The sequence below is a fragment of the Actinomadura violacea genome, assembly GCF_017573465.1.
GTDB lineage: Bacteria > Actinomycetota > Actinomycetes > Streptosporangiales > Streptosporangiaceae > Spirillospora > Spirillospora violacea.
This window is the reverse complement of sequence record NZ_JAGEPF010000046.1, coordinates 53,946-80,136: the sequence shown is the minus strand read 5'-3', so window position 1 is coordinate 80,136 and position 26,191 is coordinate 53,946. Positions and strand designations below refer to the sequence as shown.

At 71.6% G+C, this 26,191-nt stretch carries 28 protein-coding genes; 11 read left to right on the top strand and 17 right to left on the bottom strand.

Annotated features, from left to right (window positions below; genetic code table 11):
- Nucleotides 1–131: 131 nt before the first annotated feature.
- The gene (locus J4709_RS48770) at nucleotides 132–857 is read left to right on the top strand and encodes a dienelactone hydrolase family protein (RefSeq protein WP_208252332.1); all 726 of its coding nucleotides are present in this window, start codon (nucleotides 132–134) and stop codon (nucleotides 855–857) included.
- Between the two features lie 5 nt (nucleotides 858–862).
- Nucleotides 863–1,954, top strand: coding sequence for an alcohol dehydrogenase catalytic domain-containing protein (locus J4709_RS48765; RefSeq protein WP_232385225.1), 1,092 nt, complete (start codon nucleotides 863–865; stop codon nucleotides 1,952–1,954).
- Between the two features lie 59 nt (nucleotides 1,955–2,013).
- Here the strand turns inward: J4709_RS48765 and J4709_RS48760 are convergent, their stop codons facing one another.
- The 7 genes from J4709_RS48760 to J4709_RS48730 all read right to left on the bottom strand — a co-directional run bounded on the left by J4709_RS48760 (nucleotide 2,014) and on the right by J4709_RS48730 (nucleotide 9,288).
- A complete protein-coding gene (locus J4709_RS48760) occupies nucleotides 2,014–3,270 on the bottom strand; it encodes an MFS transporter (protein ID WP_208252330.1) in 1,257 nt (418 codons plus the stop codon).
- Nucleotides 3,271–3,390: 120 nt separating this feature from the next.
- Nucleotides 3,391–4,944, bottom strand: coding sequence for an FAD-dependent monooxygenase (locus tag J4709_RS48755; protein WP_208252329.1), 1,554 nt, complete (start codon nucleotides 4,942–4,944; stop codon nucleotides 3,391–3,393).
- A 4-nt stretch (nucleotides 4,945–4,948) separates the two neighbouring features.
- A complete protein-coding gene (locus J4709_RS48750; RefSeq protein ID WP_208252328.1) occupies nucleotides 4,949–5,875 on the bottom strand; it encodes a VOC family protein in 927 nt (308 codons plus the stop codon).
- A gap of 40 nt (nucleotides 5,876–5,915) precedes the next feature.
- On the bottom strand, nucleotides 5,916–6,761 hold the full coding sequence (locus J4709_RS48745; protein ID WP_208252327.1) for a fumarylacetoacetate hydrolase family protein: 846 nt from the start codon (nucleotides 6,759–6,761) through the stop codon (nucleotides 5,916–5,918).
- Between the two features lie 304 nt (nucleotides 6,762–7,065).
- Nucleotides 7,066–7,788, bottom strand: a complete 723-nt coding sequence (locus J4709_RS48740; RefSeq protein WP_208252326.1) for an MFS transporter — start codon at nucleotides 7,786–7,788, stop codon at nucleotides 7,066–7,068.
- Nucleotides 7,789–7,966: 178 nt separating this feature from the next.
- Nucleotides 7,967–8,902 carry a carbohydrate kinase family protein gene (locus J4709_RS48735; protein WP_208252325.1) on the bottom strand — a complete coding sequence of 312 codons (936 nt, stop codon included), beginning with the start codon at nucleotides 8,900–8,902 and terminating at the stop codon, nucleotides 7,967–7,969.
- On the bottom strand, nucleotides 8,899–9,288 hold the full coding sequence (locus J4709_RS48730) for a cupin domain-containing protein (RefSeq protein ID WP_208252324.1): 390 nt from the start codon (nucleotides 9,286–9,288) through the stop codon (nucleotides 8,899–8,901). Before J4709_RS48730 ends, J4709_RS48735 begins: the two co-directional genes overlap by 4 nt.
- Before the next feature lie 44 nt (nucleotides 9,289–9,332).
- On the opposite strand from J4709_RS48730, the gene J4709_RS48725 reads away from it, so the two are divergent.
- Entirely contained in the window at nucleotides 9,333–9,800 is a 468-nt protein-coding gene (locus J4709_RS48725; RefSeq protein ID WP_208252323.1) for a substrate-binding domain-containing protein, read from the top strand.
- 122 nt (nucleotides 9,801–9,922) lie between these two features.
- Here J4709_RS48725 and J4709_RS48720 read toward each other — a convergent pair whose 3' ends face one another.
- Together J4709_RS48720 and J4709_RS48715 are read right to left on the bottom strand one after the other, a co-directional pair.
- Nucleotides 9,923–10,270: an SH3 domain-containing protein gene (locus J4709_RS48720; protein ID WP_208252322.1), complete on the bottom strand. Its 348-nt coding sequence runs from the start codon at nucleotides 10,268–10,270 to the stop codon at nucleotides 9,923–9,925.
- A 434-nt stretch (nucleotides 10,271–10,704) separates the two neighbouring features.
- Nucleotides 10,705–11,070 (bottom strand): ArsR/SmtB family transcription factor, encoded by a 366-nt coding sequence (locus J4709_RS48715; RefSeq protein ID WP_208252321.1) that lies wholly within the window; start codon nucleotides 11,068–11,070, stop codon nucleotides 10,705–10,707.
- 132 nt (nucleotides 11,071–11,202) lie between these two features.
- Between J4709_RS48715 and J4709_RS48710 the strand changes: the two genes are divergently transcribed.
- Nucleotides 11,203–11,628: an ArsI/CadI family heavy metal resistance metalloenzyme gene (locus J4709_RS48710; protein WP_208252320.1), complete on the top strand. Its 426-nt coding sequence runs from the start codon at nucleotides 11,203–11,205 to the stop codon at nucleotides 11,626–11,628.
- 14 nt (nucleotides 11,629–11,642) lie between these two features.
- On the opposite strand, the gene J4709_RS48705 is transcribed toward J4709_RS48710, so the two are convergent.
- Nucleotides 11,643–12,812, bottom strand: a complete 1,170-nt coding sequence (locus J4709_RS48705; protein ID WP_208252319.1) for a sodium:calcium antiporter — start codon at nucleotides 12,810–12,812, stop codon at nucleotides 11,643–11,645.
- A 330-nt stretch (nucleotides 12,813–13,142) separates the two neighbouring features.
- Entirely contained in the window at nucleotides 13,143–13,895 is a 753-nt protein-coding gene (locus tag J4709_RS48700; RefSeq protein WP_208252318.1) for a helix-turn-helix transcriptional regulator, read from the bottom strand.
- A gap of 121 nt (nucleotides 13,896–14,016) precedes the next feature.
- Here J4709_RS48700 and J4709_RS54330 point away from each other — a divergent pair, with 121 nt between their 5' ends.
- Complete coding sequence (locus J4709_RS54330; RefSeq protein WP_208252317.1) at nucleotides 14,017–14,574, top strand: DUF2231 domain-containing protein; 558 nt, start codon at nucleotides 14,017–14,019, stop codon at nucleotides 14,572–14,574.
- 65 nt (nucleotides 14,575–14,639) lie between these two features.
- On the top strand, nucleotides 14,640–15,068 hold the full coding sequence (locus J4709_RS48690; protein ID WP_208252316.1) for a hypothetical protein: 429 nt from the start codon (nucleotides 14,640–14,642) through the stop codon (nucleotides 15,066–15,068).
- Between the two features lie 82 nt (nucleotides 15,069–15,150).
- On the opposite strand, the gene J4709_RS48685 is transcribed toward J4709_RS48690, so the two are convergent.
- The gene (locus tag J4709_RS48685) at nucleotides 15,151–15,669 is read right to left on the bottom strand and encodes a COG4315 family predicted lipoprotein (RefSeq protein ID WP_208252315.1); all 519 of its coding nucleotides are present in this window, start codon (nucleotides 15,667–15,669) and stop codon (nucleotides 15,151–15,153) included.
- Nucleotides 15,670–15,946: 277 nt separating this feature from the next.
- Complete coding sequence (locus J4709_RS48680; RefSeq protein WP_208252314.1) at nucleotides 15,947–16,354, bottom strand: ArsR/SmtB family transcription factor; 408 nt, start codon at nucleotides 16,352–16,354, stop codon at nucleotides 15,947–15,949.
- Nucleotides 16,355–16,490: 136 nt separating this feature from the next.
- On the opposite strand from J4709_RS48680, the gene J4709_RS48675 reads away from it, so the two are divergent.
- The 4 genes from J4709_RS48675 (at nucleotide 16,491) to J4709_RS48660 (ending at nucleotide 22,252) form a co-directional block, all read left to right on the top strand.
- A complete protein-coding gene (locus J4709_RS48675) occupies nucleotides 16,491–18,464 on the top strand; it encodes a heavy metal translocating P-type ATPase (protein WP_208252313.1) in 1,974 nt (657 codons plus the stop codon).
- A gap of 147 nt (nucleotides 18,465–18,611) precedes the next feature.
- Nucleotides 18,612–19,583 carry a GNAT family N-acetyltransferase gene (locus tag J4709_RS48670; protein WP_232385206.1) on the top strand — a complete coding sequence of 324 codons (972 nt, stop codon included), beginning with the start codon at nucleotides 18,612–18,614 and terminating at the stop codon, nucleotides 19,581–19,583.
- 215 nt (nucleotides 19,584–19,798) lie between these two features.
- A complete protein-coding gene (locus tag J4709_RS48665) occupies nucleotides 19,799–19,939 on the top strand; it encodes a hypothetical protein (protein ID WP_208252311.1) in 141 nt (46 codons plus the stop codon).
- A gap of 261 nt (nucleotides 19,940–20,200) precedes the next feature.
- The gene (locus J4709_RS48660; protein ID WP_208252310.1) at nucleotides 20,201–22,252 is read left to right on the top strand and encodes a right-handed parallel beta-helix repeat-containing protein; all 2,052 of its coding nucleotides are present in this window, start codon (nucleotides 20,201–20,203) and stop codon (nucleotides 22,250–22,252) included.
- A 102-nt stretch (nucleotides 22,253–22,354) separates the two neighbouring features.
- Here the strand turns inward: J4709_RS48660 and J4709_RS48655 are convergent, their stop codons facing one another.
- Entirely contained in the window at nucleotides 22,355–22,843 is a 489-nt protein-coding gene (locus tag J4709_RS48655) for a hypothetical protein (RefSeq protein WP_208252309.1), read from the bottom strand.
- 139 nt (nucleotides 22,844–22,982) lie between these two features.
- On the opposite strand from J4709_RS48655, the gene J4709_RS48650 reads away from it, so the two are divergent.
- Complete coding sequence (locus J4709_RS48650; protein ID WP_208252308.1) at nucleotides 22,983–23,312, top strand: hypothetical protein; 330 nt, start codon at nucleotides 22,983–22,985, stop codon at nucleotides 23,310–23,312.
- Between the two features lie 28 nt (nucleotides 23,313–23,340).
- Here the strand turns inward: J4709_RS48650 and J4709_RS48645 are convergent, their stop codons facing one another.
- From J4709_RS48645 to J4709_RS48640, 3 genes are read right to left on the bottom strand one after another with little or no spacing between them, the layout of a single operon-like run.
- Nucleotides 23,341–24,450 carry a threonine/serine exporter family protein gene (locus J4709_RS48645; RefSeq protein WP_307802134.1) on the bottom strand — a complete coding sequence of 370 codons (1,110 nt, stop codon included), beginning with the start codon at nucleotides 24,448–24,450 and terminating at the stop codon, nucleotides 23,341–23,343.
- 23 nt (nucleotides 24,451–24,473) lie between these two features.
- Nucleotides 24,474–24,755: a hypothetical protein gene (locus J4709_RS54325; protein WP_232385204.1), complete on the bottom strand. Its 282-nt coding sequence runs from the start codon at nucleotides 24,753–24,755 to the stop codon at nucleotides 24,474–24,476.
- A 39-nt stretch (nucleotides 24,756–24,794) separates the two neighbouring features.
- Nucleotides 24,795–26,054: a metal-dependent hydrolase family protein gene (locus tag J4709_RS48640; protein ID WP_208252306.1), complete on the bottom strand. Its 1,260-nt coding sequence runs from the start codon at nucleotides 26,052–26,054 to the stop codon at nucleotides 24,795–24,797.
- Nucleotides 26,055–26,191: the final 137 nt, after the last annotated feature.

Below are 26,191 nucleotides of genomic sequence, written 5' to 3'. Positions count from 1 at the left end.
CCGCAGTTCTCAATCAGTGGGTCGGAGCGTCCTGGAGGGCCGGGCGGCCATTCCTTGGAAGCCCTAACAGCAGCAGAGAATCATCAGCCACACCCGGCCCTCCGGGACCACCCCAATTCTTAGGGAGAGTCATGACCGAGTGGATCACCGTTGAGACCGCCGACGGGCCGATGCGCGTCTACACCGCACGCCCGGACGCGCCCACCGACCGGGCCGTGATCGTCCTGCAAGAAGCGTTCGGCGTCAACGACCACATCCAGGACATCACCCGACGCTTCGCCGCACGCGGGTTCCTGGCGCTTGCCCCCGACCTGTTCCACCGCACCGGCATCGCGACCCTCGGCTACGACCAGCACGCCCAAGCAATGCCGCTGATCGGCGCCATCGGAGCGGACGCGATCACCACCGACATCGGCGCCGTCCTGGACCACCTCGCCGCCGAAGGCGTCCCCGCCGACCGGACCGCGGTCGTCGGATTCTGCTTCGGCGGCCGCGCCGCCTTCACCGCCGCCACCACCATCCCCGGCCTCGCAGCCACCGTCGTGTTCTACGGCCCCGGCATCGCCGCCGGCCCCCACGCCGTCCTGGACCGGGCCGAAGCCATCGACGCACCGATGCTCCTGCACGTCGGCGCCGACGACCCGACGATCCCCACCGACCAGGTCAAAGCCATCGACGCCGCGCTGCAGAACGCGGGCACCGACCACGAACAGCACGTCTACGACGACGCCGGACACGCCTTCGCCTGCGACGCCCGCCCCCACATGTACCGCCCCGGCCCCGCCGACACCGCCTGGACACGCACCCACGCGTTCCTCGACCGGCACCTGCCCGCGACCGCCGCGGAGGGCCGGTGAACTTGATGCTCGCCGCGCGCGCCGACCGCGGCTCCGACGCCCTGCAACTGGTCAAGATCCCCATCCCTGAGCCGGGGCCGCTGGACGTCCTGGTCAAGGTCGCCTCCGCCGGGCTCGCGCCCGGCATGATGCGGCTCCTCGCCATGGGCGCGTTCCGGCATCTGCCGACCACCCTCGGGCACGAGGCGGCCGGGACGGTCGCGGCCGTCGGCGACCGGGTGTCCGGGGTCGCGGTCGGCGACCGGGTCCGCGTCCACCCGAACCTGACGTGCCGGTCCTGCCGGTACTGCCGCACCGACCGCGAGATGATGTGCGCGCAGCAGGCGATGATCGGGCACGCCGCGTTCAGCGACGTCCCGATGCCGCTGTACGACGAGTACCACGACGGCGGGCTCGCCGAGTACGTCCGCGTCCCGCACTGGCTGGTCGATCCGCTGCCGGACGCGGTGGGCTTCGACGTGGGCGCGAAGGTGCACGACCTCGCCAACGCCGTCCGCGCCCTCAAGCTCGCGGGTCTGACGCCGGGCGCGACGCTGGTCGTCACCGCCGCCACCGGGACGATGGGCACCGCGACGATCGCGCTGGCCGAGCACTTCGGGGTGGCGCGGCTGGTCCTGGTCGGGCGCAGCGCCGGTCGGCTGGAGGCGGTGCGCCGGCTGTCCGGCGGCGTCGCCGTCGACACCGTCGCGCTGGACGAGCTGCCCACCGGCTGGGACGAGGCGCAGGGCCTCACCCGGGCGCTGCGCGACATGGTGCCCGAGGGCGCCGACGCCGTCCTGGACTACGTCCCGCAGGGCCCGGTCACACTGCAGGCCACGGCCGGGCTCGCCACCGGCGGGACGCTCGTGCACATGGGCGCCAACCAGGCGCCGGTGACGCTGCCGATGGCCGTGCTGATGCGGAACTGCTGGCGGATCGTCGGGACCCGGGCGTGCACCCGCACGGACGCCGAGCAGGTCCTCGCGCTGCTCGGCGGCGGCGCGCTGGACGCCGGCGACCTCATCACCCACCGGTACCCGCTCGCCGAGACGGCCCGCGCCGTCGACGCCATGCAGAGCCGCACGGAGCCGATCTGGATGGCCGTCGTCAACCCCTGACCGCACATGTGGAAGGCCGGCCCGGTGCGCACCGGGCCGGCCTTCTCGTTCGCCTCCGGTCAGGGGACGACGGGCGCGGTCTCCTGCCCGGCGGCCCGCTTCTCCGGCGAGGGCGCCAGGACGCGGGGCAGCGCCGCGATCACGGCGGCGCCGAGGACCGCCGGGACCATGAAGGCGAAGAACCCCGCCTTCGACGAGGTGAACAGGTCGGTCGCCACCGCGACGTAGGACGGGCCCGCGATCGCGCCGAGCCGTCCGACGCCGAGGCCGAACCCGAGTCCGGTGCCGCGCAGCCGCGCCGGGTAGAACGCCGTCATGGAGGCGATCACCATGTTCTGGCCGCCCAGCGTGCCGAGCCCGGCGAGCGCCGAGACCGCCAGGAGCAGGATGTGCGGCTGCGGGGTGCTGAGCACGAACAGCGCCACCGCCGCGAGCACGAACCCGGCGAAGGTGACGCTCCTGAGGTGGCCGCGGTCGGCGATCACGGAACCGCCGAGGCCGCCCGCGGTCGCGCCGATGGTGAAGGCGATGGTGAACTCCAGCGACGAGCCCAGGTCGTAGCCGGACTTCATCATCACCGCGGGCAGCCACGCCGTGGTGCTGTAGACGAGCGCCATGCTCATGAAGGAGGCGCACCAGAACAGGACGGTGGCGCGGCGGCTGCCGGAGGTGAACAGCTCGGGCAGGCGGACCCGCTCCCGCCCGGGCCCGGACTCCCCGGCGTGCCCGGCCGGGCCGTCCGGGACCATCCGCCGGATCATCGGGACGAGCAGGATCGGCAGGGCACCGAACAGGAACAGCCACTGGAAGTGCAGGTCGGGCAGCAGCAGCCGGCCGAGCAGGGCCGACGCGGTGCCGCCGACGCCCATGGCGCCGAGCGCGATCGCCAGGTGCAGCGTCCGCCGCCGGGGCGGCGCGGAGTCGGTGACGTAGGCGCTGACCAGCGGGGCGAGCGCGCCGATGCCGACGCCGGTGCAGAACCGGGCGGCGGCGAACAGGCCGAGGGACGGCACGAACGTCGCCGCCGCCATCGACACCGAGATCCAGACGACGGCGACCGTCAGCGGAAGGCGGCGGCCGCGGCGGTCGGCGGCCCAGCCGGCGAGGACCGACCCGAACGGCATGCCGAGCGCGGTGACGCTGCCGAGCATGCCGAGGGTGTCGTGGGTGGCGCCCCACGGGCGGTACTGCATCAGGCTCGGGCCGACGGTGCCGATGGCGAACACGTCGTAGCCGTCCACGAACAGGATGAGGCAGGCGAGGGCGAGGACGCCGGCCTGCCGTCTCCCGGCGGCGCGCTCTGGGGTGGTGGACATCGGGTCTCCTTACGCAGGGGTGGGTCACGCGGTGGTTCGGTAACGGACAGCGCAGGAGCAGCCGAACGCGGCATCGGCGGCGCGCCCGTGAGCCGGGCGCGCCGGTGCGTTTCGGGCGCGTCAGTCGATGTGGCCGGCGGCCCGCCGGAGGATCTCCGGCGGAGCGGCGGGGTCGTCGCCGGTCCAGGCGACGTGCTGGTCGGGCCGGACGAGCCGGAGGCTCGCGGCGTGCGGGTCGTGGAGGATCTCAAGGGGGATGCCGTGGTCGGCGGCGGCCTTGGCGAACGCCGCGGCGCCGGCCCGGGCACCGGTCGCGGACGGGTTCGCGATCAGCGTGAAGCCGCGTCCGAGACGGTCGTAGAGGGAGTCGCCGGGGGCGAGCCAGCGGTGCGGGAGCCGGCCGCCCGCGTCGCCGGCCACGATCGGCGAACCCCGGTAGGTGTAGCCGAGGACGAGGTCGAGGCTGTGGAACTCGCCGTCCTTGGTGCGCTGGACGGCCTCGGCGACCGCGGGCCGGGCGGCGGCGAACGCGGCGTCGCCGCCGGCCAGCCGCGGGTCGGCGAGTTCGGGGGCGAGGGTCGCCATGTTGCGGGCGGCCTCGGCGATCGTCTGCTCGGCGACGGGCCGGCGCTCGGCCTCGTAGCTGCGCAGCAGCGCCTCCGGCGCCCAGCCGGACAGGACCGCGGCGAGCTTCCAGCCGATGTTGACGGCGTCGCCGATGCCGGTGTTGAAGCCGTGCCCGCCCCACGGCGGGTTGAGGTGCGCCGCGTCGCCGGCGAGGAAGATCCGGCGGGTGCCGTACCGCCGCGCCAGCAGCATCTTGGCCTTCCACGGGTCGGTCGCGACGATCTCGGCGTCGACGTCGGCGCCGACGAGCCCGCGGACGAGCGCGAGCGGGTCGGCGTCCCCCTCCTCCCGGGTGACGCCCTGCGCGATGCACCACCAGGTGTCGCGGAGGTCGAGCCGGCCGACCAGCCCGGGGCGGCTCGGGTGCAGCACCCAGTAGTGCACGGCCGGCCCGTGCGGCACGCGTTCGGCGAGGCCGGGCGCGCGGAACACGATGTTGAAGTTGGGGCGTTCGTCGGCGGTGCCCTCGTAGACGACGCCGATCGCGTCCCGGACGGTGCTCCATGCGCCGTCCGCGCCGATCAGGTACGAGGCGCGGACCTGTTCGGCGGTGCCGTCGGACGCGGCGACGGTCACGGTGACCCCGTCGCCGTCCTCCCGGACCGCATCGACCGTGCGGCCGGTGAGGAGGCCGGTGTGCGGCGAGCGCGCGACGGCCTCGCGCAGCACCTGCTCGACCGCAGGCTGTGGAATCTGCTGGCCCGGCTCGGCGACCAGGTCGTCCCCGGCCAGGTCGAGGCCGAAGCAGCCGTGGAACCGGGTGATCTCGCGGCCGAGCAGCCCCGTGGTGAACACCGCCTGGTCGGACCAGGAGACCGGCAGGGCCGCCCGCTCGCGCACGGCGCCGGCGAGGCCCCACCGGCGGAACAGCTCCATCGTGCGGGCCGAGGTCGTCTTGGCGCGCGGCCGCAGCCAGGACACCTCCTCGCGGGGTTCGACGACCAGCGACCGGACGCCGTGGTGGGCGAGTTCCAGCGCGGCCGCCAGGCCGACCGGCCCGCCGCCGGCGATCAGCACCGGGATTCGGCGCGGCGATGCGTCGGTCACGCGGTCACCGCCCCGCGCCGTGGCTGCCGGTCATGAGGTCGGCGAGGTCGTCGGGGTGCAGGAAGGACGGGGGCGGCGGCGGGCCCCAGTTGAACAGGCCGCGGGCGCCTTCCAGGGTCTCGGGCGTCCAAAGCTGGTCGTCGACGATGCAGTCGAGGTCGGAGTAGTACTCGGAGAAGTTGCCGGCCGGGTCCTTGAGGTACCAGAAGAAGTTCGACCCGGCATGGTGGCGGCCGAGCCCCCACACGTGCCGTTCGGGATGGCCCTCGAGCATCGCCGACGCGCCGCGCCCGACCTCGTCGATGTCGTCGACCTGCCAGGACGTGTGGTGCAGGAAGCAGACGGGCGCGGCGAGGACCAGCAGGTTGTGGTGGTCGGTCGAGCAGCGCAGGAAGATGCCGGCGTCCTTGATGACGTCGCTGGTGCGGAAGCCGATGCCGTCGCGGAAGAACGCGGTGGTCGCGGCGAAGTCGGTGGTGGCCAGCACCGCGTGGCCGAGCTTGCGCGGCCGGACCGGGTCCGCGCGCAGGACGCCCGGCGCGCGGGTGCCGGTCCGCTCGATCCGTCCGGGCCCGTTGTAGGGGGTGGGCGGGACGGGGTCCTGCCGCAGCCGGGGCGCGACCTCCACGACGGCCCGCACGCCCGTGACGGGCTCGACCGCGGTGAGGGTCGCGGCGGACCGGTCGCAGGCGACGCCGAGCCGGTCCAGGCGGGCGGCCGCCGCGCCCAGGTCATCGGGCGAGTCGGCGCCGATGTGCATCTCGACGAGGCGGCGCGCCGGGCTCGGCACGATGCGCAGCTGGCGCCCGCCGTCGCGGGTGCCGAACCAGCCGCCCGTGTCGGGCCGCAGCCCGAAGTCGGCGTAGTAGTCCGCGGTCTCGGCGACGTTCGGGACGCCGATGGTGACCGAGATCAGGCGGTGCAGGGACATGGGTGTCTCCTCGGCTGGAGGGGGCGGGAGCCGGAGGGGGTCAGGGGGCGACGAACCGCTGGCGCAGCTCGCCGATGCCCTCGATGCGGCTGACCAGCTCGTCGCCCGGCGCGAGCCAGCGCTGCGGGTCGCGGCCGAGGCCGACGCCCGCCGGGGTGCCGGTGAACACCAGGTCGCCGGGCAGCAGCGGCAGCACCGCCGACAGCCGCGCGACCAGCAGCGGGACGGAGAAGATCAGCTCGCCGGTGCGGCCCTTCTGCACCTGCTCGCCGTTGATCGCCGAGGTCAGCTCCAGGTCGCCGGGGTCGTCGAACTCGTCGGGCGTGACGACCCACGGGCCGGTCGGCGCGAAGCCGGGGAACGACTTGCCCAGGCTGAACTGCGGTGCCGGTCCGGCGAGCTGCGACACCCGCTCGGAGACGTCCTGGCCGATCATGAGCCCGGCCACGTGGTCCCACGCGTCGTCCTCGGCGACGTTCCGCGAGTGCCGGCCGATGACGGCGACCAGCTCGACCTCCCAGTCGGTGTGGCCGCCCGGCGGCAGCGTCACGTCGGTGACCGGGCCGGTGATGCTGGTGGCGAACTTGGTGAAGACCGGCGGCAACCCCTCCGGTGCGTCGAAGCCCGACTCGGCGGCGTGGGCGCGGTAGTTCAGCCCGATCGCGAAGACCTGCCGCGGCGTAGGCACCGGCGCCCCCAGCTCGGCCGGTTCGAAGGGCTCGCCGTCCGGCAGCGCGGCCGACACGGCCCAGTCCCGGAAGCCCTCCCAGTCGGCGTAGACGGCCTGCGGGTCGGCCCCGAACCTGCCGCTGCTGGCCCGTTCGACGTCCACCGCCCGGCCGTCGCGCACGATGGCCAGCCGCCCGCCGAGGTTCCCGATCCGCATCCGCGCTCCCTAATTAAGCATGATGATTAGGGCGATGATGCATTCGGGTCTCCCCTGAGGTCAAGAGATCCACCGATGAATGTGCATGATGAATTCCAGGACCCGGGCGGAACGCAGACGGGCGCCTGAAGCGCAGCCTACCGCGTCCCAGATTCTGCGCATAGGGTCCTGCAATACAGGACAATTCCGCACCCTGCCGGACCGGCGCTTGTGCACCGGACTGCGGTGATCGAACGGTCCGCGCCGGGCCCCCGCGCCGGCACGGACCGTCCGGCCCGCCGCCGTCATCGGGCCTCCGGCGCCGTCAGGCTCCGGGCGGCGGTCCGGGCGGTGGCCCTTGCGGCGGATAAGACGGCCGATACGGCGGTGCGTAGGGCGGCTGGTACGGGCCCGGCTGGGCGGGCCGCCGGCGCACCAGGAGCATGATCCCGGCTATGGCGCCCGCCGCCAGGGCCGCGAGCAACGGCGGCTCCGCGATGAGGAACGTCCACCGCCAGCTGAGGGACTCCGCCATCGCCTGGTCCACGAACGGGCCGACGACCAGCACGAGGCACCCGGCCGCCGCGATCGCCGCCGCCGCCGCGCCGCGCCCGTTCCGCAAACGCAGCACCAGCGCCGCGGTCGCTCCGACCGCCGCGCCCGCGCCGGCCCCGCACAGCACGCGCCCCACCGCGACCATGCCGGTGCCCTGGGCGAAGGCGGTCAGCAGATCACCGATGATCATCGCGCCGATCGCCGGCACGACCACCGCCGTGGGGAAACGCCCTCCGAGCAGCAGGCCCACCGGAAGGAGCACGGCGGCCGCGACCACATAGGCGACGGTGACGGCCGCCGAGAAGGCGTGGTAACTCATCCCCAGGTCCCTGGTCATCGGGGGAACCAGCCCGGACCCCGCGCCGGGGGCGCTGAAATGCTGGGTCCCGTAGGCCGCCGTGATCAGGAACAGGCCGACGATCGCGGCGATGGCGGGGCCGATGAGCGCCCACCAGGGACGCCGATCGGCGGGCGGGGCGCCGTTCCGGCTCAACTGATCATGCTGCATGTGAAGGAACCCATCGGCGGCGGGGACGTCGAGGGAAATCATCCGCCTTCGAGCGCCGTCTGTCATTGGTTCTGAGCGCATAGATCATTGACCGTCGGGGCACTCCCCTGTTCCGCGCGATGGGCGATGGGGCCGGGCGTCCGGGACGACCTGCGGGAATGCGTCAGCCGACCTGCGCGGGGCCGGTGTCGTCGAGTTCGGCGATGGTGGGCGGGTCCGCTCCGGGACGGGTGCAGGTCAGCGCGGCGGCCAGCACCGCCCGTTCCAGCAGCCTCGCCAGAGCCGGCGTCTGGGCGGCGGCGAGGGCATCACGGCGATGCGCGCCGAGCAGGTCCTCGGACGCCAGACCCGCGAGAAGGGCGGCCATGAACGCGTCGCCTGCTCCAACGGTGTCGGCGACCGTGACCACGGGCGCCGGCCGGTGGACGGTCCCCCCGGCGCCGATCACGGTCGCTCCCCGTGCGCCATGGGTGATCACGACCAGCGCCGGGCCGCCGGCCCGCCACGTCCGGGCGACGGCGAGCGGGTCTGCGCCGGGATAGAGCCAGGCGAGGTCTTCCTCGCTGGCCTTCACCAGGTCGCTGAGCGCGACCTGCCGTTCGACGCGGGCACGTTCCGAGGGAAGGTCGCCGAGGAACGCGGGCCTGACGTTGGGGTCATAAGAAACCGTGGCGGTGGCCCGGGCCGCCGACATCAGCGCCTCGACATGCGCGGGGCCATCGCCCAGCGCCGCGGCGAGCGAGCCGGTGTGCAGGGCCGCGGTCTCCGTCGGGATCGTCACCGCGCCCGGTTCCCAGGCAAGCGCGAAGTCGTAGGCAGGGACTCCGGCGTCGTCCACGGTGACCACGGCCATGCCGGTGAACGCGGCCGGCTCGGCGGCGACGCGCACGTCCGCCTCCGTCAGGTGCCGTGTGATCAGCCTTCCGAAGGCGTCGTCGCCGAGGCCCGTCACCAGGGTCACCGGCACGCCCAGCCGGGCCAGGCCCACGGCCACGTTGGCCGGGCTGCCTCCGGGATCGGCCCGGTACGTACGCCCGTCCGCAGCGCCCGTCAGATCGACGATCGCCTCGCCGACCACCGTGATCGTCCCATCGCTCACGGCGCGGCCTCCTCGATGGCGTCGTGTTCGGGCGGCAGGCAGCGCAGCACTTCAATGTCGCGCCCCCGCAGGCTCGCAGGCCCGGCCCCATAGGGGACCAGGACGGTCTGCCCGGCCCGCGGCGGCAGCCGCTCGAGCCAGACCTCCGTCTTGCCGAACGAGCAGCCCAGGTGCGCGCGAGCGAACGCCCGGGTCGGATGGCAGTGCACCGGCAGCCGCTGACCGGCGTCCAGGAGCTTGACCAGGAAGCCGGTCGTCGCGCCCCAGCGCGCCACCTGGGCGGGGCCGAGCCGGCCTTCCGGATCGGGCGCGACCGCTTCGGGCAGGCCGACGCCCTCCGGCGGCACCGTCACCCCGACCCTCCCCTCGCCGAAGCGGCCCGTCATCGAGCCGACCCCGTCCTCGGGACGGTACTCGTCGAGGACCCGAGTTGGAGCACCGCGTCTTCCTCGACCTGTGCCAGCGCCGCGTTGACGGCCTCCTCGTCATCCCAGCGGGCAGTGACCACTCCTACATGCGGGCCGAGATGGAGATGAACATCCCGGTGGTGTTCCTCGACCGCCCTCCAGTCGGCGTCGCGGCCGACAGCGTGCTGGTCGACAACGCCGGCGGCGCCCGCGCCGGCATCACGGAACTGCTCGCCCGCGGTCACCGCCGGGTCGGCGTCATCACCGACTCCACCGCCGTCCACACCGCGCGCGAACGGCTCGTCGGGCGCGCGATCCGCCCTGACCGCGGCGGGCATCCCCTACGACGAGTCGCGGGTCTTGTCGGGCGTCTCCGACCCTGGCGCCACGCGCCGTGTCGTCGAGGCCATGCTGGACGGCTCCGATCCGCCGACGGCGTTCTTGTGCGGCAACAACCGCATCCCATTATTAATGGCGTCCTGGTGATCTAACAATGACCACCAATTACACGAAGCCGGGTCCGTGAAGTTTCACTTTCCGGACCATCACCTATTGGGGCTGTGTGCTCATGCTGACCGCATGAGCACACAGCCCCGATCCGCCGGTCGCCGCGTCAGCAGTGGTGCGGCTTGGCTCCTAGGAGCTTGATGTAGTGGGCGGACACGTAGCCGACCCCGTCCCAGTTGCCATTGTGCGTCGGGTCCAGCCGGTACCAGGTGGTGTTGCCGAAGACGCCCTGACCCTTGACGTAGCACTTGAGCGCGAGGACGGTGCCCTTGTTGTAGTAGCCCTCACGGAACGACTTGGTGGTCGGCTTGCTCCGGATCGCCAGGTGCGGCGAGGCGGTGACCTTGCCCTTCACGTAACCGGGCGCCTTTCCGGCCGGTGTGTCGGCGTGCGCGGCCGACAGCATGGCCCCTCCGGCGAGAACCGCGCCCACTGTCGCCGCCACCGTCGCCAAGCGTTTCATCATGATCCCCCGTGATCTCTGACAGCGGCCTCTCTTGGCCGCCCTCCGCCCAGTAAGAGCACCCTGCGGCCGTTGAAGTTCGGACGATGGGGAGACTTTTTGATCGGCGGCTGAGGACCGAACCGTACGCTCACGAAGGACGTGGCACGCCCTGCTCGTCCAGGGGCGTACCGTCAAGCGCGACGTTCGTCGGCGTCGCTCTCGGAACCGATGTGAAGCCGTTGCCGCGCGGCCATCGCTCCAACTCGAAGAGAGTGAATCCGAGGCGGTTCTTGCCGGTTATCTGCTCGTTCAGCGGGCGGCTGCCGAGGCCGTCGAGAATCCAATCGTGCAGGTGTGGACATCGCCCCCATTCCATCCCCTCAGCGCCGCAGCATGCGCGACCAGTGCCAGTTTCTCTGCGAGGTAGACGGGGTCGGCCGCACTCACGCGGTGACGCGCGGCCCCAGGATCGCCGACAGGCGGTCCAGCACGCCCGGGTTGAGCCAGTAGTAGACCCACGTCCCGCGGCGCTCGGAACCGATCAGGCCGGCCTGCTTGAGCACCTTCAGGTGGTGGCTGATCGTCGGCGCCGTCAGGTCGAACGCCGCGGTCAGGTCGCACACGCACGCCTCGCCGCCCTCGTGGCAGGCGATCAACGACAGCAGCCGCAGCCGGACGGGGTCTGCGATCGCCTTGAACAGCGGCGCCAGCTCGGCCGCCTCGGCCTCGCTCAAGGGTTCGAAGGCCAGGGGCGCGCAGCATGCACCGTCGTCGGCGGGGTTCACGATCGGCAGCTGCTGCTTAGACATGCATCTAATTTGACATCCATCTATCCACAGACGCAAACTCGAGCCACCGGCTACTTAGACGTTCATCTAACCAGCGCGGGCGTCCGCCGACCGGCGATCGGCCGGCGGCGCCCGCGACATGAGGAGGACCGCATGTCCCGCGTCCAGCTCGCCCTGCGCGTGTCCGACCTGGAAGGCTCGATCGCCTTCTACTCCAAGCTGTTCGGCACCGGGCCCGCCAAGCTCCGGCCGGGCTACGCCAACTTCGCCGTCACCGAGCCGCCGCTCAAGCTCGTCCTGATCGAGGGCGAGGACGGCGAGCCGACCCGCATGGACCACCTCGGCGTCGAGGTCGAGAACTCCGGGCTCGTCGCCGACACGGCCCAGCGCCTGACGGACGCCGGGCTCGTGCCCCTGGAAGAGAACGACAGCTCGTGCTGCTACGCGCTGCAGGACAAGGTCTGGGTCCACGGTCCCGGCGGCGAACCGTGGGAGGTCTACACGGTCAAGGGCGACGCCGACACCCTCGCCAAGGCCGACGACTCCGCCTGCTGCGCCGCCGGCTCCGGCCGCCGCTGATCTCGCGGTTCGGGTCAGGACAAGATGACCACCAGGCCGCCCGCGAAGACCAGGTAGAAGAGGCCGGCGACGGCCAGGCGTGACGGGGTGAAGCGGTGCGCGCGCATCGTGGCCAGCAGGTACAGGATCGCGACGATGGTGATCACTCCCGACCAGGTCAGCGCGTGGTCGAACCTCCAGGACGTGAACAGCAGGCCCAGCCCGGACGGCACGGTCGCCTGGATCATCATCGCGCCGGAGATGTTGGCCAGTGCCAGCTTCGTCTTGCCCTGCCGCACCCAGATGATCGCGTTCATGATCTCCGGAAGCTCGGTGGCGATCGGCGACAGCAGCAGCGCGGTCACCGCCGCGGGCAGGCCGATCATCGGCCCGATCGCGTCCAGCTGGTGCACGAACAGCTGCGACGACACGAAGATCACGGCGAGTGTGCCGAGCGTCTGCGCCGCCACCGCCCAGGTCGCCGGAACCTCGCGGCGCGGCTGGAGCTTCAGCGGCTCCAGCTCATCCTCATCGTCGTCGACGACGGCGTCCTGGGCACCGGCGGCCGTGTCGCCGGCGGCGTGGTCGACCGCGTGCGGCGTGGCCGAGCCGCCGGACATCTCGCGCCAGAAGTACACCGCGTACACCGCGAAGAACGCCAGGCCGAGGACGGGCTTGAACGCGAACGCCACCAGCCCCAGCGCGACCTTGACCACGAACACCGCGAGGAACCACCGCTGGTCCCTCACCAGCCGGGCCAGCTCACCGGGCCCGGTCAGGACCTCCCCGTGCTCGTCCGGGGCGCCCGCATCGCCGCGGCCCGCTGCGGTGGCACCGCCACGTGCCGCGCCGACGGCGGCCCCGGCCGGGACGGCGGCGGCCGCGGCGGCAGCGGCCGCCAGCCTGCGGCGGCGCAGCAGCAGAGCCACACCGGTCACCGCATAGGCGACGGTCGCCAGTGCCAGCGGGCCGCCCATCGCCGCGCCGACCCCGATGTCCTTGGACTCAGCGGTTCCGCCGGTCGTCACCGCCACCAGCGTCACCACCGACTCCGGCAGCGCCGTGCCGAAGGCGGCGAGGATCGTGCCGACCGCCATCTTCCCGACGTTGAGACGCCGACCCAGCCACTCGACCGCGTTGACGAACCATTCGCACGACAGGTAGATCACGACCGCGCACACGATCAGCAACACGAAATGCCACACGACCCGTCACCTCAAGCCTTCCCGCGCCAGGCGCGCCGGGGGGCGAGGAACATCGGGGGCCGGAATCCGGGGAGCCCACGACCTCGACCCTCCGACGACGCGCACGCGCCATCGTCAAAGGACCGAAGGTCTCGTCCACCCGCCTCAGGGGCGGGCCCGGCCACCGGGAGCCACCTGGCTCCAGCATGTCGACGACCGGTTCGCAGGACTACTCCCCTTCACAAACCGTCAGGCAGGTTACCGCATCGTGTCCGGTCCCGGCCAGTTCCGACCAGCGCACGGCCGACCCTGGGATCGGCTCGTCCACCGGGTGAACACGCCCGCGCCGCCCTACCCGTCTTCGGCGTCCGGCTGCGCCGCCGAAGCGGTGTCGGCTCGGCGCAATTCCACGCAGCATTCGTCCGGGCGGGGAGCTAGGACGGCCTGCACGGAGCCGGCGTCCAAGCCGTCGAGATACCCGGCGAGGAAGGCGTGGTTCATGCCGCAGACGAGGTCGGGCGCCTTGGCGGCGAGCGGATGGAAGGGGCAGTTGCGCAAGGTCAGCCGGGTCGCGGACTCGCGGACGGGTTCGTAGCCGTGCCCCTCCAGCATCCGCTCGCAGAGCGTCAGGCCGCGTTCGGTGCCGAGGCGGCCGGGCCGCGATGTGCTCCGCTCCTGTTCGCCGAGCCGCCGTCCCTGTTCGGCCGCCGTGCGCAGGGCCGACTGAACCGCACTCTCGTCCTGGCGTTCGCCGAGGACGGCCGTCAGCAGGAGATCGGCCAGTAGCCCGTGGCGGCGTTCGGGGACGCTGACCTGGATCTGCGCCTCACTGGGCTCGTACACCTTCGGCTGCCGCCCCACCTTCGGGATGCCGCCCGGGGCGGCGTACCGAGCGCGCAGCAGGCCGGCGTCGACGAGCTTGTCGAGGTGGAAGGCGGCGAGCTTGCGGGAGATGCCGACGCTGGCCGCGGCCTCGTCCCGGGTCACCGGATGGCGGGCGCGGCGGATGAACAGGAACATCCGCCTGCGCAGATCCTCCTGCAGGACGCCGAGGGACTCGATCGCGCTCTTGGCCGCGGAGGAACCGGACACGTCAGAGGTCACAACCTCACGATAACGCCCATCTGGGTCGGTGAAAGCCCGGCGCGCACGCAGCAGAGGTGTACATGCTCGACCACCCAATGCTATAAAACCAATACTCGTTAGCGAAAAGGAGGTGAGCGGCGTGACGGCGCCCTTACGGAGGCAGGCCAAGCATCCGGCCAGCGCGATGCTCGCCGGGCCCTACGCCCACCCGTTCCACCCGATCCTGGTCACCGTGCCGATCGGCGCCTGGGTGGCGGGCCTGGTCTTCGACATCGCGTCCCACCTCGTGGACGACCCGGACTTCCTGGCCCGCGGCTCCATGTGGCTGATCGCCGTCGGGGTGATCGGCGCTCTGCTCGCGGCCATGATCGGCTTCCTGGACCTGCTGGTCATCCCGGCAGGCACGCGCGCGTTCCGGACCGGCCTGCTGCACATGACGCTGAACCTGCTGGTGACAGCCGCCTATGCCGGAGGTTTCCTGTGGCGCCACGCCAGCGGCGGCCCCTCCGGGAGCGTGCACGCAGGCCAGCTCGCACTCAGCGCGGTGAGCCTGGCCGTGCTCGCCGTCTCCGGCTACCTCGGCGGCAAGCTCGCCTACCGCTACGGCGTGCGCGTCGCCGACGAGACGACCCAGGACGAAGGCTTCGCCACCGACTCCGCGGGCCCCCGGCGCGAAGAACGCGCCCACCGGCCGTAGAGACCCGCAACCGCACGACCGCCCCGCAACCCTCAACGACGACGCGTCAGCGCCCGGGAGCAATCATGGACATCGCAGCACTGATCCTCTGGCTGGTCACCGCCCTCGGCGGCTTCGCCATGCTCGGCATCTGGATCCAACGCGGCGGACCCCGCGGCGGCGCCAGCCGCCTGCCCGTCCCCGTCGTCTTCGGCCACTTCGCCCTCGCCGCCGCCGGACTCGTCGTCTGGATCGTCTACGTCATCACCGGCAAGGACGCCCTGGCATGGACGGCCTTCGGCCTCCTCATCCCCGTGGCCCTGCTCGGCTTCGCCATGCTCGCCCGCTGGATCCCCGTCTACCAGGCCGCCGCTCGCGGAACCGGTGGCAGCGGCGACGGCGGCGCCCCGCCCGAACGGCACTTCCCGGTCCCCTTCGTCGCCGGGCACGGGCTCTTCGCCGTCGCCACCGTCATCCTCGTCCTGCTCACGGCCCTCGGCGTCGGCGGAAGCTGAACGGCGATGAAGCCACGGCGGCCCGCCGGCCGCGGCGGCGGACCGCTCCCGTCAAGCGGGAGCGGTCCGAAGGCTCAGCAGGTCAGGACCCGCTCTTCTCGACCTTCTTGCCGTCCGCGGACACCACGTACCAGCCGGCTCCGAACTGGGTGAGGCCCTCGCCCTTGGCGCTGCCCTTCATGCCCGCGTCCGGTGCGTAGTAGTACAGCGGGTGCCCGCCATAGGTCACCTGCGTGCTGCCGTCGCTCCTGCTGGTCGTGCCGAGCTTCGAAGCGTTCGCGCCCGACCCGGCCTTCGGCTTGCCCGTGCTCGTGACCGGCGGCCACACCGCCGCGCAGGCTCCGGAGCAGGAGGACTTGCCGCCCTGGTCCTTCTCGAACAGATAGACGGTGCGGCCCTGGCCGTCGACCAGGACCTTGCCCAGGTTGCCCACCGTCGCCGTCGCGATCGTCCCCCCGGCACCGGAGGTGCTCGGCGAGGTCGCAGCGGCCACCGGCACGGCCGGACGATGCGGTGCCGCGGCGCCGTCCGACTTGGCCGCACCGCCGGACGTGCCGCAGGCGGTCGCAGCAGCGGCCAGCGCCGCCACGGGAACCGCCATGCGCACGCCGCGGCTGCGCCACGGCCTGGACGTCGGAGCGGATGAGCGCACGGAATTGCACAGGTTCGTTCGGGACATCGCAGAACGTCCTTCCGTGAAGAGATCGGGTTCGGCTGCCCGAGGCTTTCCTGTCCGGCTCCGACCCTTACCCTCCGGCGCGGCGGGCGAACTGACTTGCCCAGACGCTGACCTGGCTTTTCTCTGCCCTACGCACAGTTCCAAGAAGCGATGTCCGCATTACGGACGGTCATTCGGAGCCGGGCACTTCGCCGCAGCGCTAATCGGCGGTCGCCGTGTCCAAGGGGGTTTCGATCGCGTTCGCCGCGTCGCTCAGCCCCAAGCGCAGGTGTTCGACGTGGTAGAGGGCCTGGTCGAGGAGTTCGGCGACGTGCTCGTCGTACAGTTCGTACAGCACCCGGCGGCCTTGACGGGTCCCGACCACCAGGCCGAGGTTGCGCAGCAGCCGCAGCTGGTGAGAGCAGGCGGACTGCTCCATCCCCACCTCGGCCGCCAGTTCGGTGGCCGGCAGCGGCCCCTCGCGCAGCCGGGCCAGGATCAGCAGCCGCGACGGGGTCGCCAGCGCCTGCAGGGTGGTGGCCACCCGCGCCGCGGAAACGGCGTCCAACCGCCCCCGCGGGGCGCCGCTGACGGTGCTGCCCGAGGGTTTCGGCGCTTGGTGACCCATGCCGCTCATACTACGCCTCACGCCACACCACCCATGAAGGCATGAATCATTGTTCATGTGTTCCTGGTACGGTGAGCCGAGACGGCCCGGGGCGACGGGCCCGCCTTCGACCGACGGCTCCCGAAGGACCCCATCGATGTCTTCCGCGGTGACCCGACCGGCTCCCGCCGCAGCCGGGAACGGCGTGCCGACCGGCGCGGCGCCACGGCGGCGCACGCGGGTGCTGGCGCTGCCCGAGGCCCGATGGGCGGCGGCCGCGCTGCTGCTGTTCGTCGCCGGACTGCCGGTCTACCTGCTGGGCGGCCCGACGTGGGCGTGGGGAGCGCTGTTCGCCGCGACCTACGCCGCCGGCGGGTGGGAGCCGGGCTGGGCCGGGCTGAAGGCCCTCAAGGATCGGACCCTGGACGTGGACCTGCTGATGGTGGTGGCCGCGCTGGGCGCGGCGGCCATCGGGCAGATGCTGGACGGGGCGCTGCTGATCGTCATCTTCGCCACCTCCGGCGCGCTGGAGGCGCTCGCGACCGCCCGCACCGCCGACTCGGTCCGCGGTCTGCTGGACCTGGCCCCCACCACCGCGACGCGGCTGGCCGATGACGGAACCGAGGACACCGTCCCCACCGGCCGGCTCGCCGTCGGTGAGACGATCCTCGTGCGGCCCGGTGAGCGGATCGGCGCCGACGGCCGCGTCCTGGACGGTGCGAGCGACGTCGACCAGGCGACCATCACCGGCGAGCCGCTGCCGGTGGCCAAGCAGTCCGGGGACGAGGTGTTCGCCGGCACCCTCAACGGGACCGGGGCGCTGCGAGTGAAGGTCGAACGCGACCCGTCCGACTCGGTGATCGCCCGGATCGTGGCGATGGTCGAAGAGGCGTCCGAGACCAAGGCGCCGACCCAGCTGTTCATCGAGAAGGTCGAGCAGCGCTACAGCGTGGGGACGGTCGCGGCGACACCGGCGGTGTTCGCCGTCCCCCTGGCCTTCGGCGCCGACCTGACGGGGTCGCTGCTGCGCGCGATGACCTTCATGATCGTCGCTTCGCCGTGCGCGGTGGTGCTGGCCACGATGCCGCCGCTGCTGTCGGCCATCGCCAACGCCGGACGGCACGGCGTCCTGGTCAAGTCGGCCGTGGTGATGGAACGGCTCGGGCGGGTCGACCAGGTCGCCTTGGACAAGACCGGCACCCTCACCCAAGGCGTCCCGCAGGTCAGCGATGTACGTCCCCTCCGGACGTCCGGGGTCTCCGAAGACGAACTGCTCGCGCTCGCGGCGGCCGCCGAGCATCCCAGCGAGCACCCCCTCGCCCGCGCCGTCGTCCAGGCCGCGCGCGCCCGCGGCTTGGACGTCCCCGCCGCGGCCGACTTCACCTCCACGCCGGGCACCGGTGTCACCGCCACCGTCAACGGCCGCCACGTCGCGATCGGCAGCCCCGCCCGCCTACGGACCGGCCGCGCCGCAACGATGCTGGTCGAGCAACTGGAGGAGCAGGGCCTCACCGCGGTGCTGGTCGAAGTGGACGACGCCCCGGCCGGGGTGCTGGGCGTCACCGACCGGCTCAGGCCCGGCGCCGCCTCGACCGTCGCCGCGCTGACCGCCCTCACCGGCACCGGACCGGTCCTGGTCACCGGCGACAACCCGCGCGCCGCCGCCCACCTGGCCGACCGGACCGGCATCGGCGACGTCCGCGCGGGCCTGCTCCCCCACGACAAGGTCGCCGCCGTCCAGGAACTCCAGCACTCCGGCCGCAGGGTCCTCGTCGTCGGCGACGGAGTCAACGACGCGCCCGCGCTGGCCGCCGCGCACACCGGCATCGCCATGGGCCGCGCCGGATCCGACCTGGCTCTGGAGACGGCCGACGCCGTCATCGTCCGCGACGAACTCGCCACCATCCCCGCCGTCATCAACCTGTCGCGGCGCGCCCGGCGCCTCGTCGTGCAGAACCTGGCCATCGCCGCGGTGTTCATCACCGGCCTGGTGATCTGGGACCTGGCCGGTACCCTCCCGCTGCCCCTCGGCGTCGCCGGACACGAAGGCTCCACCGTCATCGTGGGCCTCAACGGGCTGCGACTGCTCGCCGAAGGCGCCTGGCGCCGGGCCGCCCACCCCACCCGCTGACCTGGCAGCACCGTTTGTGGCCAGGTTCGAGCATCGGGCCATGGTCAACGGGCCGAGAATGCTGATGAGTTCAGCCACCGCTTCGACCGGTCTGAGGCGGGCGGTGGCGACATGCGATTTACGTCCCGCAGAGAGGTCGCGGACTTGTTGGCGGTTGAGGCGTTCGAAGCGAAGGCGTCCCGGAAACGTGATCTGGATGCCTGGTGCGTTGTGTTCGCGGAGGGACAGGCGGAGCTGTCCGGCGGGACGGTTGACCCCCGCGCACTGGCTGAACGGTTGAGCGTTGAGGCCGAAGGGCGCGTGCAACGATGGCTGGCGCGCAGGGCCGGGACGATCTGTGGCGCGGCCGAGTTGCGGCCCCAGCAGCATGATCCCGCAGCCGGGTTCCTCCGCCTGTTCGTGACGCCGTCGGCGCGGCGAAGGGGAATCGGGTCCAGGTTGCTTGCTCGGGTCGCGGCGGATGCGGGTGTGGAGCGGATTCAGGCGACCGTGCTGGCGGGGCCGCCCGGCGAGCCGTTTGTCGACGGTTGGCGGGTGGTGTTGCGGTTGGAGCTGCATGAGCAGCGACTCGATCAGGACACGCTGTGGCGCTGTCATGAGCTGGCGATGGCTGCGCACTCGGATCGCCGGCTGGTGTTCTGGGAGGGGGCGGCGCCCGCGCACTGGGTGGCCTCGTTCGGGCGGGTGATGGGCCATGTGCTGGACGCGCCGGGCGCCGAGTTGCAGATGGCGTCCCGGGCCTGGGACACCGCGGCGGTCCGTGCGTGGGAGGCGGGGATGGACGGCGGGCATCTGCTCGTCGGGGCGGTGGTTCACTCACCGTCGGGCGATGTCGTCGGTGCCACGGTCACCACGGTTCAGGGTGGGGAAGCGAGGGTGGCTGAGCAGCACGACACGGCCGTGCTGCCGGAACACCGGGGCGGCGGCCTGGCCCGCTGGATGAAGGCCCGTCAGGCATTGCGCCTGCATGAGCTGTTCCCGACGGTCGAGTCGGTCACGGTGACGGTCAACCGGCAGAACGCGTCGATGCTTGCCGTGAACCAGGCGGTCGGCTTCCGCCTTCTGCGAGAACGCCTGCTCGTGGAGGCATCAACGCACCGATTGAGGGCCTGTTTCTGACCCGGTGCGGCTTCACGGCAACTCGACGACGTGCGTGGTACTGATCGCAGTTCTCACCGGCCCGCCTGTTATCACGGACGACTACGCCTAGAAGAATAGGAGGACCATGGGCCGGCAGCGGGCAAGCCGTATCACCAGCCGCAGCCGTTCCCACAGCTCAAGCGGTAGCCGCGGGCGCTCCACCGGCGGCCGCGCACGTCCTCCAGGAGGCGCTGATGTTCGGCTTCAAGCTCCTGCCCACCGCGGCGGCCCTGGTGCTCGGCGCCGGCATCGCGACCGGCAACGGCCGCGGTGCCCTCCTCGTCGCCTTGGCGCTCCTCGCGCTCCAGTGGATCGTGGGGAAGGTGCGTTCGTGAGCTGATCGCGGTCATGGTGGGCGTCGAGCCAAGATGCCCAGGCCGCTGACCGGCGAGAATTCCCCGGTTTTGAGGGCTTCCCTTTCACTCGCTCAATGCGAATTTCGGACATGCCCCGTCGACTGACGCCCGGCCGGCTTGAACTCGAAGATCGGTAACAGTCTGGTTGTGAGACTTCCTCGGATTTGAGGATCGTGGTTCCATGTGAGCCGAGCAAGCGTTCGGGGGACGACAACGGAGCGCTGAGCGAGGGAGCACCGAATGGGCCTGCGGTTTCTCGGGAGATTATGGAGGCCCTCGGCGGTCGCGGCCGTGCTGGTCCTCGGCATCGCGCAGGCGGCGCAGGCGCACATCGAAAGGCCGTCGTACTGGCCGACCCCCGGGCCCGACTGCTCGGTCAGCCCGTGCGCGGGCGGGAAGGTGCCGACACCGCGGAGCCTGGCGTCGGCCGTCCAGACCGTCCCGCGGAGCACGACCCGCGTGGTGTGCCAGCCGGATTCGCTGAAGCGGCTGGACGCCTCGATCAAGCGGGCGCTGAAGTCGGGCTACAACATCCGCCCGCACGACCACCGGAAGCTCGGCGCCGCCCAGGCGCGGGACCTGAAGCGGATCAACCGGGCGCTGTTCGACCGGTGCCGGTACAGCGAGATCCAGCCCGCGGTGACCGACTCGCGGAACAACGACCGGGTCGTCGTGCTGCCGGGCGTCTACACCGAGCCCACCGCGCGAAAGAAGCCGACCCACGACCCCGCGTGCGACCAGTACAAGCTGAGCACGGGCGCGTACTCCTACCTGGGCGAGTACAACTGCCAGAACGACGCCAACCTCATCGCCGTGCTGGGCCGGACCCCCGGCCCCGGCAAGGACCCGGACCCGCCGCTCGTCGACCGGCACGGCATCCCCAACCGCGGTTCGTGCCTGCGCTGCAACCTCCAGCTCGAAGGGTCGGGCGTGAGCGCCGACGACGTGGTCGTGGACGCCGGCGACCCGTCGTCCGGCAACGGCGGCCCCCGCAACTCGGCGAAGGACGTGGGCATCCGCGCCGACCGGGCCGACGGCTTCGTGCTGCGGAACCTCACCGTCCGGCACGCCAACGAGCACGACATCTACGTGCTGGAGAGCAACGGGTACCTGCTGGACAGCTTCAAGACCTTCTACGCGGGCGAGTACGGCGTGCTCACCTTCGTCGAGGACCACGGCGTGATCCAGAACTGCGAGGCGGCCGGCAACGGCGACTCCGGGCTGTATCCCGGGGCGGGCGCGAAGACCTCGGCCGGACGCGACGAGAAGGTCTACCCGACGGCGCGCTACAGCCAGCAGATCCGCTACTGCGACTCGCACCACAACACCAGCGGTTATTCGGGCACCGACGGCAGCGCCACCTGGGTGCACCACAACAACTTCTATGGCAACGCCCTCGGCTTCACCACCGACGTGTTCACCGCCGCCGGGCATCCCGGTTTCCCGCAGCAGGGCGACCTCGTCGAGAACAACGACTTCTACTCCAACAACTTCAACCCGTACGTGGCGGGCAGCGACGTGGTGCCGACCGTCCCGGTCCCGGTGGGGAGCGGGATGTGGATCGCCGGCGGTGACGACAACGTCGTCCGGAACAACACCTTCCGCGACAACCGGCGGCGCGGGGCCATGCTCTTCGCCGTCCCGGACGCGTTCGTCTGCGCCGACCAGCCCATGACGGGCTGCGACCCGCTGAAGCTGTCCACCTCGCACCGCAACCAGTTCTACGGCAACAAGATGACCGGCAACGGCGTGGACTTCTGGTGGGACGCCTTCCCCGGCAATTCCGGCAACTGCTGGTACTCCAACGGCAAGGTCACCAGCTCGCCCGGTAACCTGCCGGACTGCCTGAACGGAAAGGCGCCCTTCCTCAGCATCGGGTTCGGCAACCTGGGCAACGAATTCGAACTGCTCACCTGCATGGCGAACCTGAAGCCCGGCGGCCCGTGCCCCTGGTTCAAGACCCCCGCGGCCACCGCCCCGGCCGCGTCCAGGACGGCGCCCGCCGACGACCACGACCACCCCGCGACGAGCGAACTCGACGACGCGATGCTCGCCGCGATGTCCTGCCATTCCTGGCAGGAGATGACGACCGGCCAGCGCGATCACATGCTGGCCAACATGGCGGTGTTCATGGGCGGCCAGATCGACCATCCCGGGGCGCGCGGCACGACGCTGACCAACCAGAAGGCGACCAGCGTGCTCAACAACGCCTGCGGGCTGCCCTTCGCGGGGCCGTTCAAGCTCTACAAGCTCTACGCCCGGGCAGCGGCCTTCCCTCTGCAACTCCCCTAGCGACTCAAAGGTCCTGGGGTCCGCCGGCGCGGGCCCCAGGACCTTTGAGTCGCGGCCTCTGCCCGGCCCACCTTGATCGGGCTCCCGGAACCGATGTCTGGCCTATGCTGTGCACATGATCGAGAGAATCGAGTCCTCCGTCCGCCTGTGAGCGAGACGACCGAGCCTGGACCGCTCGGAAATCAGACGAGCCTGTACGACCACGCGCTGCGGCTCCACCGACTCCATCCCGACGCCCCTCTCCCCTGCGACGGCGAGCCGTACCCGAACGACGACGCGCACCGCCGATGGATCGAAGGGCCCGCCGACCGACGATGGCGCGGCGTCGCCGCCGCCGCCGACATCCTGGACGAGTTCTTCGCCCGGCCCGACGCAACACCGGACCAGCTCGCATGGGCCTTCCACGACGTGGACGTCCCCATCCACCGCAACGACCACATCACCGCCGCGGCCTTGCGCGCGGAACGCGAACGCGTCCGGGAGGCAGGACGTTGGCTGGTCCGCCATAGCCCCGACCGATGCTCGACCATCATCGGCCTCGCACTGCTCGCCACCGACTGGGACGAGCAGGACCTCGAACTGATCCAGCACATCGGGTTGCTGTCGAACATCTTCGGCCCCCTTGCGGCGAACGCGTTGAAATGCCGCAGGGCAGGCGCTCCACGAAGCGATCACCGCCCCCGATCCCGACGACGAACTCATCGACCACACCCGCCGCGTCCTTCAGATCATGGCCGGCAACGGCGGCATGGGCACGACCTGGCACGGGTACCCGCCCGTCCACCGCGTCCTCGACGCCCACGCCACATGCCTGGCCCACCAGCAACCGGCCCTGGACCGCTACATCACCGCGGCCCACATCGCCGACCGCCTCCGCAAAGAAGAACCAGACCTCCCGAACCTGCCGCCCAACCAGCAGGCCCGCCTACTGGAGCGCTACCGGACGATCCTTCGCCGTGACGACTGGTCGTCCATGGCCCGCATGAACCTCGACCCCGCCGAGCAGTTCTCGGCCTGGTTCCTCGACAACATCGCCGCACGTCTTCAACTACTGACCTGACCGGGGGCCATCATCGGCCTGGGGCTGCTCATTCTTCCTGAGGGTTCTGGTCTGGCTCGTGCGGCTCTCTCAGTTCCTTCTTCGCGCCGAGGATGTTGCCCAGGACGATGCCGGCTCCGATGGCCGCCGTCGTGATCAGGGCGCTGAACAGTTGCCGTCCCGTGCCCGGAACCCCCGCCGTATAGGCCGACAGGCTGCGGTACACGGCGGGGGCGGGCAGCAGGGAGGCGCCGATGGCGGGGGTGACGAGCGCGCCCGGCGGGAGGCGCAAGCGTGGCGCGAGACGGCCGGCGACCGTGCCCAGCGCGATCGCGGCGATCAGCACGGCGAGCGAGGACGGCAGGTCGAAGTGGCCATGCGCGAGGGTCCGGACCGCGATGCCGAGCATGCCCATCAAGGCGGCGAACGGCAGCAGCCGCAGCGTTCCGCCCGCGGCCAGGCCGTTGCCGGCGGCACCGATCGCGGCCGCCGGCAGGGCGAACAGGATCGGGAGCGCGGCGAACCGGACGCTCTGGGCGTTGCCGACGATCCGCGCGTCCTTGGTGAGGACGCCGACGGTGGCGATGCCCGCGAAGAGCGCGAGGAAGACCAGTACCACGTGCACCAGCCGCACGGCGGCGGTCGTCCCGAACCTGGTGATCGCGTCCTGCGCGAGTGAGACCAGCGACGACACGGGAAGCAGCAGCACCAGGTTCGCCGCGGTGGCGCTGGCATAGACCTGGGACGACACCACGTCGTAGTGCAGTGCCACGATGCCGAGTCCCGCGACCAGTGCCGCCTGGACGAAGGTGGCGTAGTAGCCGGGGATCCGGCCCCTGGCGATGAGCCAGCCGGTGCGGTTGACGACGACCAGCATGCCCATCGCGAAGCCCGCGCCGCCCAGCGTCCCGTGGGCCTGCAGGGCGACGGAGGCGGCCAGGACGGCTCTGGCCGCCATCCGCGCCCACCAGGGCCACATCGGCACGTGCCGCCTGATCTCCCGCATTCTCCGCTCGGCGCCGGAGAGGTCGAGGTCGTTGCTGACGACGTCGTCCACCAGCCGGTAGATGGCGACCGCCCGCTGCAGGTCCCGGTTGTCGCTGGTGCGCGCGACTTTCAGCATGACCCGCGGCTCGCGGTCCGGCGGCGCGTACTGGATGACGACGGTCCGGCCGACGATGGTCAGTTCGAGGGGTGCAGGCCATAGGAGGCGGCCACCGCGACGATGGACGTTTCGATCGCCCGCATCTCGGTTCCGGCGATGAACATCTGCTCGGTCAGTTCGAGGATGAACTCCATCACGGCCCGCGCCCGGTCCGGGGACAGCTCGGCCTCCTCCGGCGGCAGCCCCGCGTACCGGCTCCCGGTGAGCAGCCCCACCAGCGCCGGGTCCTGCTCCGGCTCGGTTTCGGTGCCGGAGCGCAGCAGGCGGTGCAGCGCCCGTCGCAGGCGGCCCTCCCCCATGCCTTTCCTTCCCGTCCCCACCAGGAGTGGTGAAGCGCGTCAATCCCTGGAGCCGGTCTCAGCGGAATCGGGGCGCTTGTGAAGTGTTCCTTCCTTCATGACGAAGTCGACCCGTCCGGTGACCTGGATGTCGGCGAACGGGTCGCCCGGCATGGCGATGATGTCGGCGATCTTGCCTTCGGCGATCACGCCGAGGTCGGTGAGTCCGAGGAGGTCGGCGGCGACACTGGTGGCCGCCTTCAACGCGCGGGTGGGCGTGATGCCGTTCGAGACCATCATCGGGAACTCGCGCCAGTTGTCTCCATGGGGGAACATCCCGGCGTCGGTACCGAAAGCGATCCTGATGTCGCCGGCGGCGAGGTTCTCGGCGCTGTCGAGCAGCGCTTTCTGGTATTTCTGGAATTTGCGGGGCTTGAACGCGGGCACGCCCTTCCAGTGGTCCTCGTTGAAGGCGTTCCGGGCATCGTCGACGATCGTGTACTGGGTCGGAACGACGAAGACGCCGGCGTCCTCGATCATCTTCAGCGTCTGCGCCGAGGCCAGGTTGGCGTGCTCGATGCTGCGGACGCCCGCCCGCACGGCCCGCCTGGCGCCCTCGTCGCCGTAGCAGTGCGGCGTGGCCGGGACGCCGAGGTCGGCCGCCGCACCGACCAGGGCGGTCATCTCCTCCTGGGTGTAGGTGGTCTGCCCGGGGTCGTCGCCGGGGCTGGAGAAACCGCCGGTCGCGCCGAACTTGATCCAGTCGGCGCCCGCCCGGATCTCCTGGCGGACGCGCGTGCGGATCTCGTCGCAGCCGTCCGCGGCGGCGAGTTCCAGAGGCGGCGGCGTGCCCTGGAACTGATCGGCCAGCGCCGCGCTGAAGTCACCGTGGCCGCCCCGTGCCGAGATCAGATGCGGCGCCACCAGCATGCGCGGGCCGACGATCGTGCCCGCCTCGACCGCGTCGCGCACGTCGACGATGCTGTATCCCACATCGGCGCACATCAGGTCCCGCACCGTGGTGAACCCGTTCATCAGCAGGGTCCGCAGGATCGGAAGCGACCGCAGCGCCATCGCCGTGGGCGACAAGGTGAACGCCGAGGCGATGTCGGGTGTGATCGTGACGTGGGTGTGGCAGTCCATGAACCCCGGGGTCAGGGTGTGCCCGCTCAGATCGATCACCTCGGCCCCCTGCGGCGCCTGGAGGTCCGTCCCCACCTGCCGGATCCGGTCGCCCTCCACGAGCACGTCCTGCGGGCCGGCCGCCGTTTCGGCGAGGCCGTCCCACACCCGTGCCCCGGTGATCAAAGTCGCCGGCATCGACACCTCCACGGCAGCGTGACGGAGGCTCCCGGCGCCCGCGTCGTGCCTGCGTGGTGCCCGGGGACGTCGGCACAACGCCTCGCCACCAGCAAACAGCCCTCAAAACATGGCGGGCGTGTCGATCTCCGGGTGCT

What these genes read in the sequence shown, in the direction of transcription:
- J4709_RS48660 (WP_208252310.1), top strand. Translation starts at nt 20,201, where the DNA reads ATGGGCCTGCGGTTTCTCGGGAGATTATGGAGGCCCTCGGCGGTCGCG.
- J4709_RS48690 (WP_208252316.1), top strand. Translation starts at nt 14,640, where the DNA reads ATGGACATCGCAGCACTGATCCTCTGGCTGGTCACCGCCCTCGGCGGC.
- J4709_RS48715 (WP_208252321.1), bottom strand. Translation starts at nt 11,070, where the DNA reads ATGTCTAAGCAGCAGCTGCCGATCGTGAACCCCGCCGACGACGGTGCA.
- J4709_RS48730 (WP_208252324.1), bottom strand. Translation starts at nt 9,288, where the DNA reads ATGACGGGCCGCTTCGGCGAGGGGAGGGTCGGGGTGACGGTGCCGCCG.
- J4709_RS54325 (WP_232385204.1), bottom strand. Translation starts at nt 24,755, where the DNA reads ATGGGGGAGGGCCGCCTGCGACGGGCGCTGCACCGCCTGCTGCGCTCC.
- J4709_RS48745 (WP_208252327.1), bottom strand. Translation starts at nt 6,761, where the DNA reads ATGCGGATCGGGAACCTCGGCGGGCGGCTGGCCATCGTGCGCGACGGC.
- J4709_RS48765 (WP_232385225.1), top strand. Translation starts at nt 863, where the DNA reads ATGCTCGCCGCGCGCGCCGACCGCGGCTCCGACGCCCTGCAACTGGTC.
- J4709_RS48640 (WP_208252306.1), bottom strand. Translation starts at nt 26,054, where the DNA reads ATGCCGGCGACTTTGATCACCGGGGCACGGGTGTGGGACGGCCTCGCC.
- J4709_RS48665 (WP_208252311.1), top strand. Translation starts at nt 19,799, where the DNA reads ATGTTCGGCTTCAAGCTCCTGCCCACCGCGGCGGCCCTGGTGCTCGGC.
- J4709_RS48675 (WP_208252313.1), top strand. Translation starts at nt 16,491, where the DNA reads ATGTCTTCCGCGGTGACCCGACCGGCTCCCGCCGCAGCCGGGAACGGC.
- J4709_RS48685 (WP_208252315.1), bottom strand. Translation starts at nt 15,669, where the DNA reads ATGGCGGTTCCCGTGGCGGCGCTGGCCGCTGCTGCGACCGCCTGCGGC.
- J4709_RS48760 (WP_208252330.1), bottom strand. Translation starts at nt 3,270, where the DNA reads ATGTCCACCACCCCAGAGCGCGCCGCCGGGAGACGGCAGGCCGGCGTC.
- J4709_RS48680 (WP_208252314.1), bottom strand. Translation starts at nt 16,354, where the DNA reads ATGGGTCACCAAGCGCCGAAACCCTCGGGCAGCACCGTCAGCGGCGCC.
- J4709_RS48750 (WP_208252328.1), bottom strand. Translation starts at nt 5,875, where the DNA reads ATGTCCCTGCACCGCCTGATCTCGGTCACCATCGGCGTCCCGAACGTC.
- J4709_RS48710 (WP_208252320.1), top strand. Translation starts at nt 11,203, where the DNA reads ATGTCCCGCGTCCAGCTCGCCCTGCGCGTGTCCGACCTGGAAGGCTCG.
- J4709_RS48650 (WP_208252308.1), top strand. Translation starts at nt 22,983, where the DNA reads ATGGCCGGCAACGGCGGCATGGGCACGACCTGGCACGGGTACCCGCCC.
- J4709_RS48770 (WP_208252332.1), top strand. Translation starts at nt 132, where the DNA reads ATGACCGAGTGGATCACCGTTGAGACCGCCGACGGGCCGATGCGCGTC.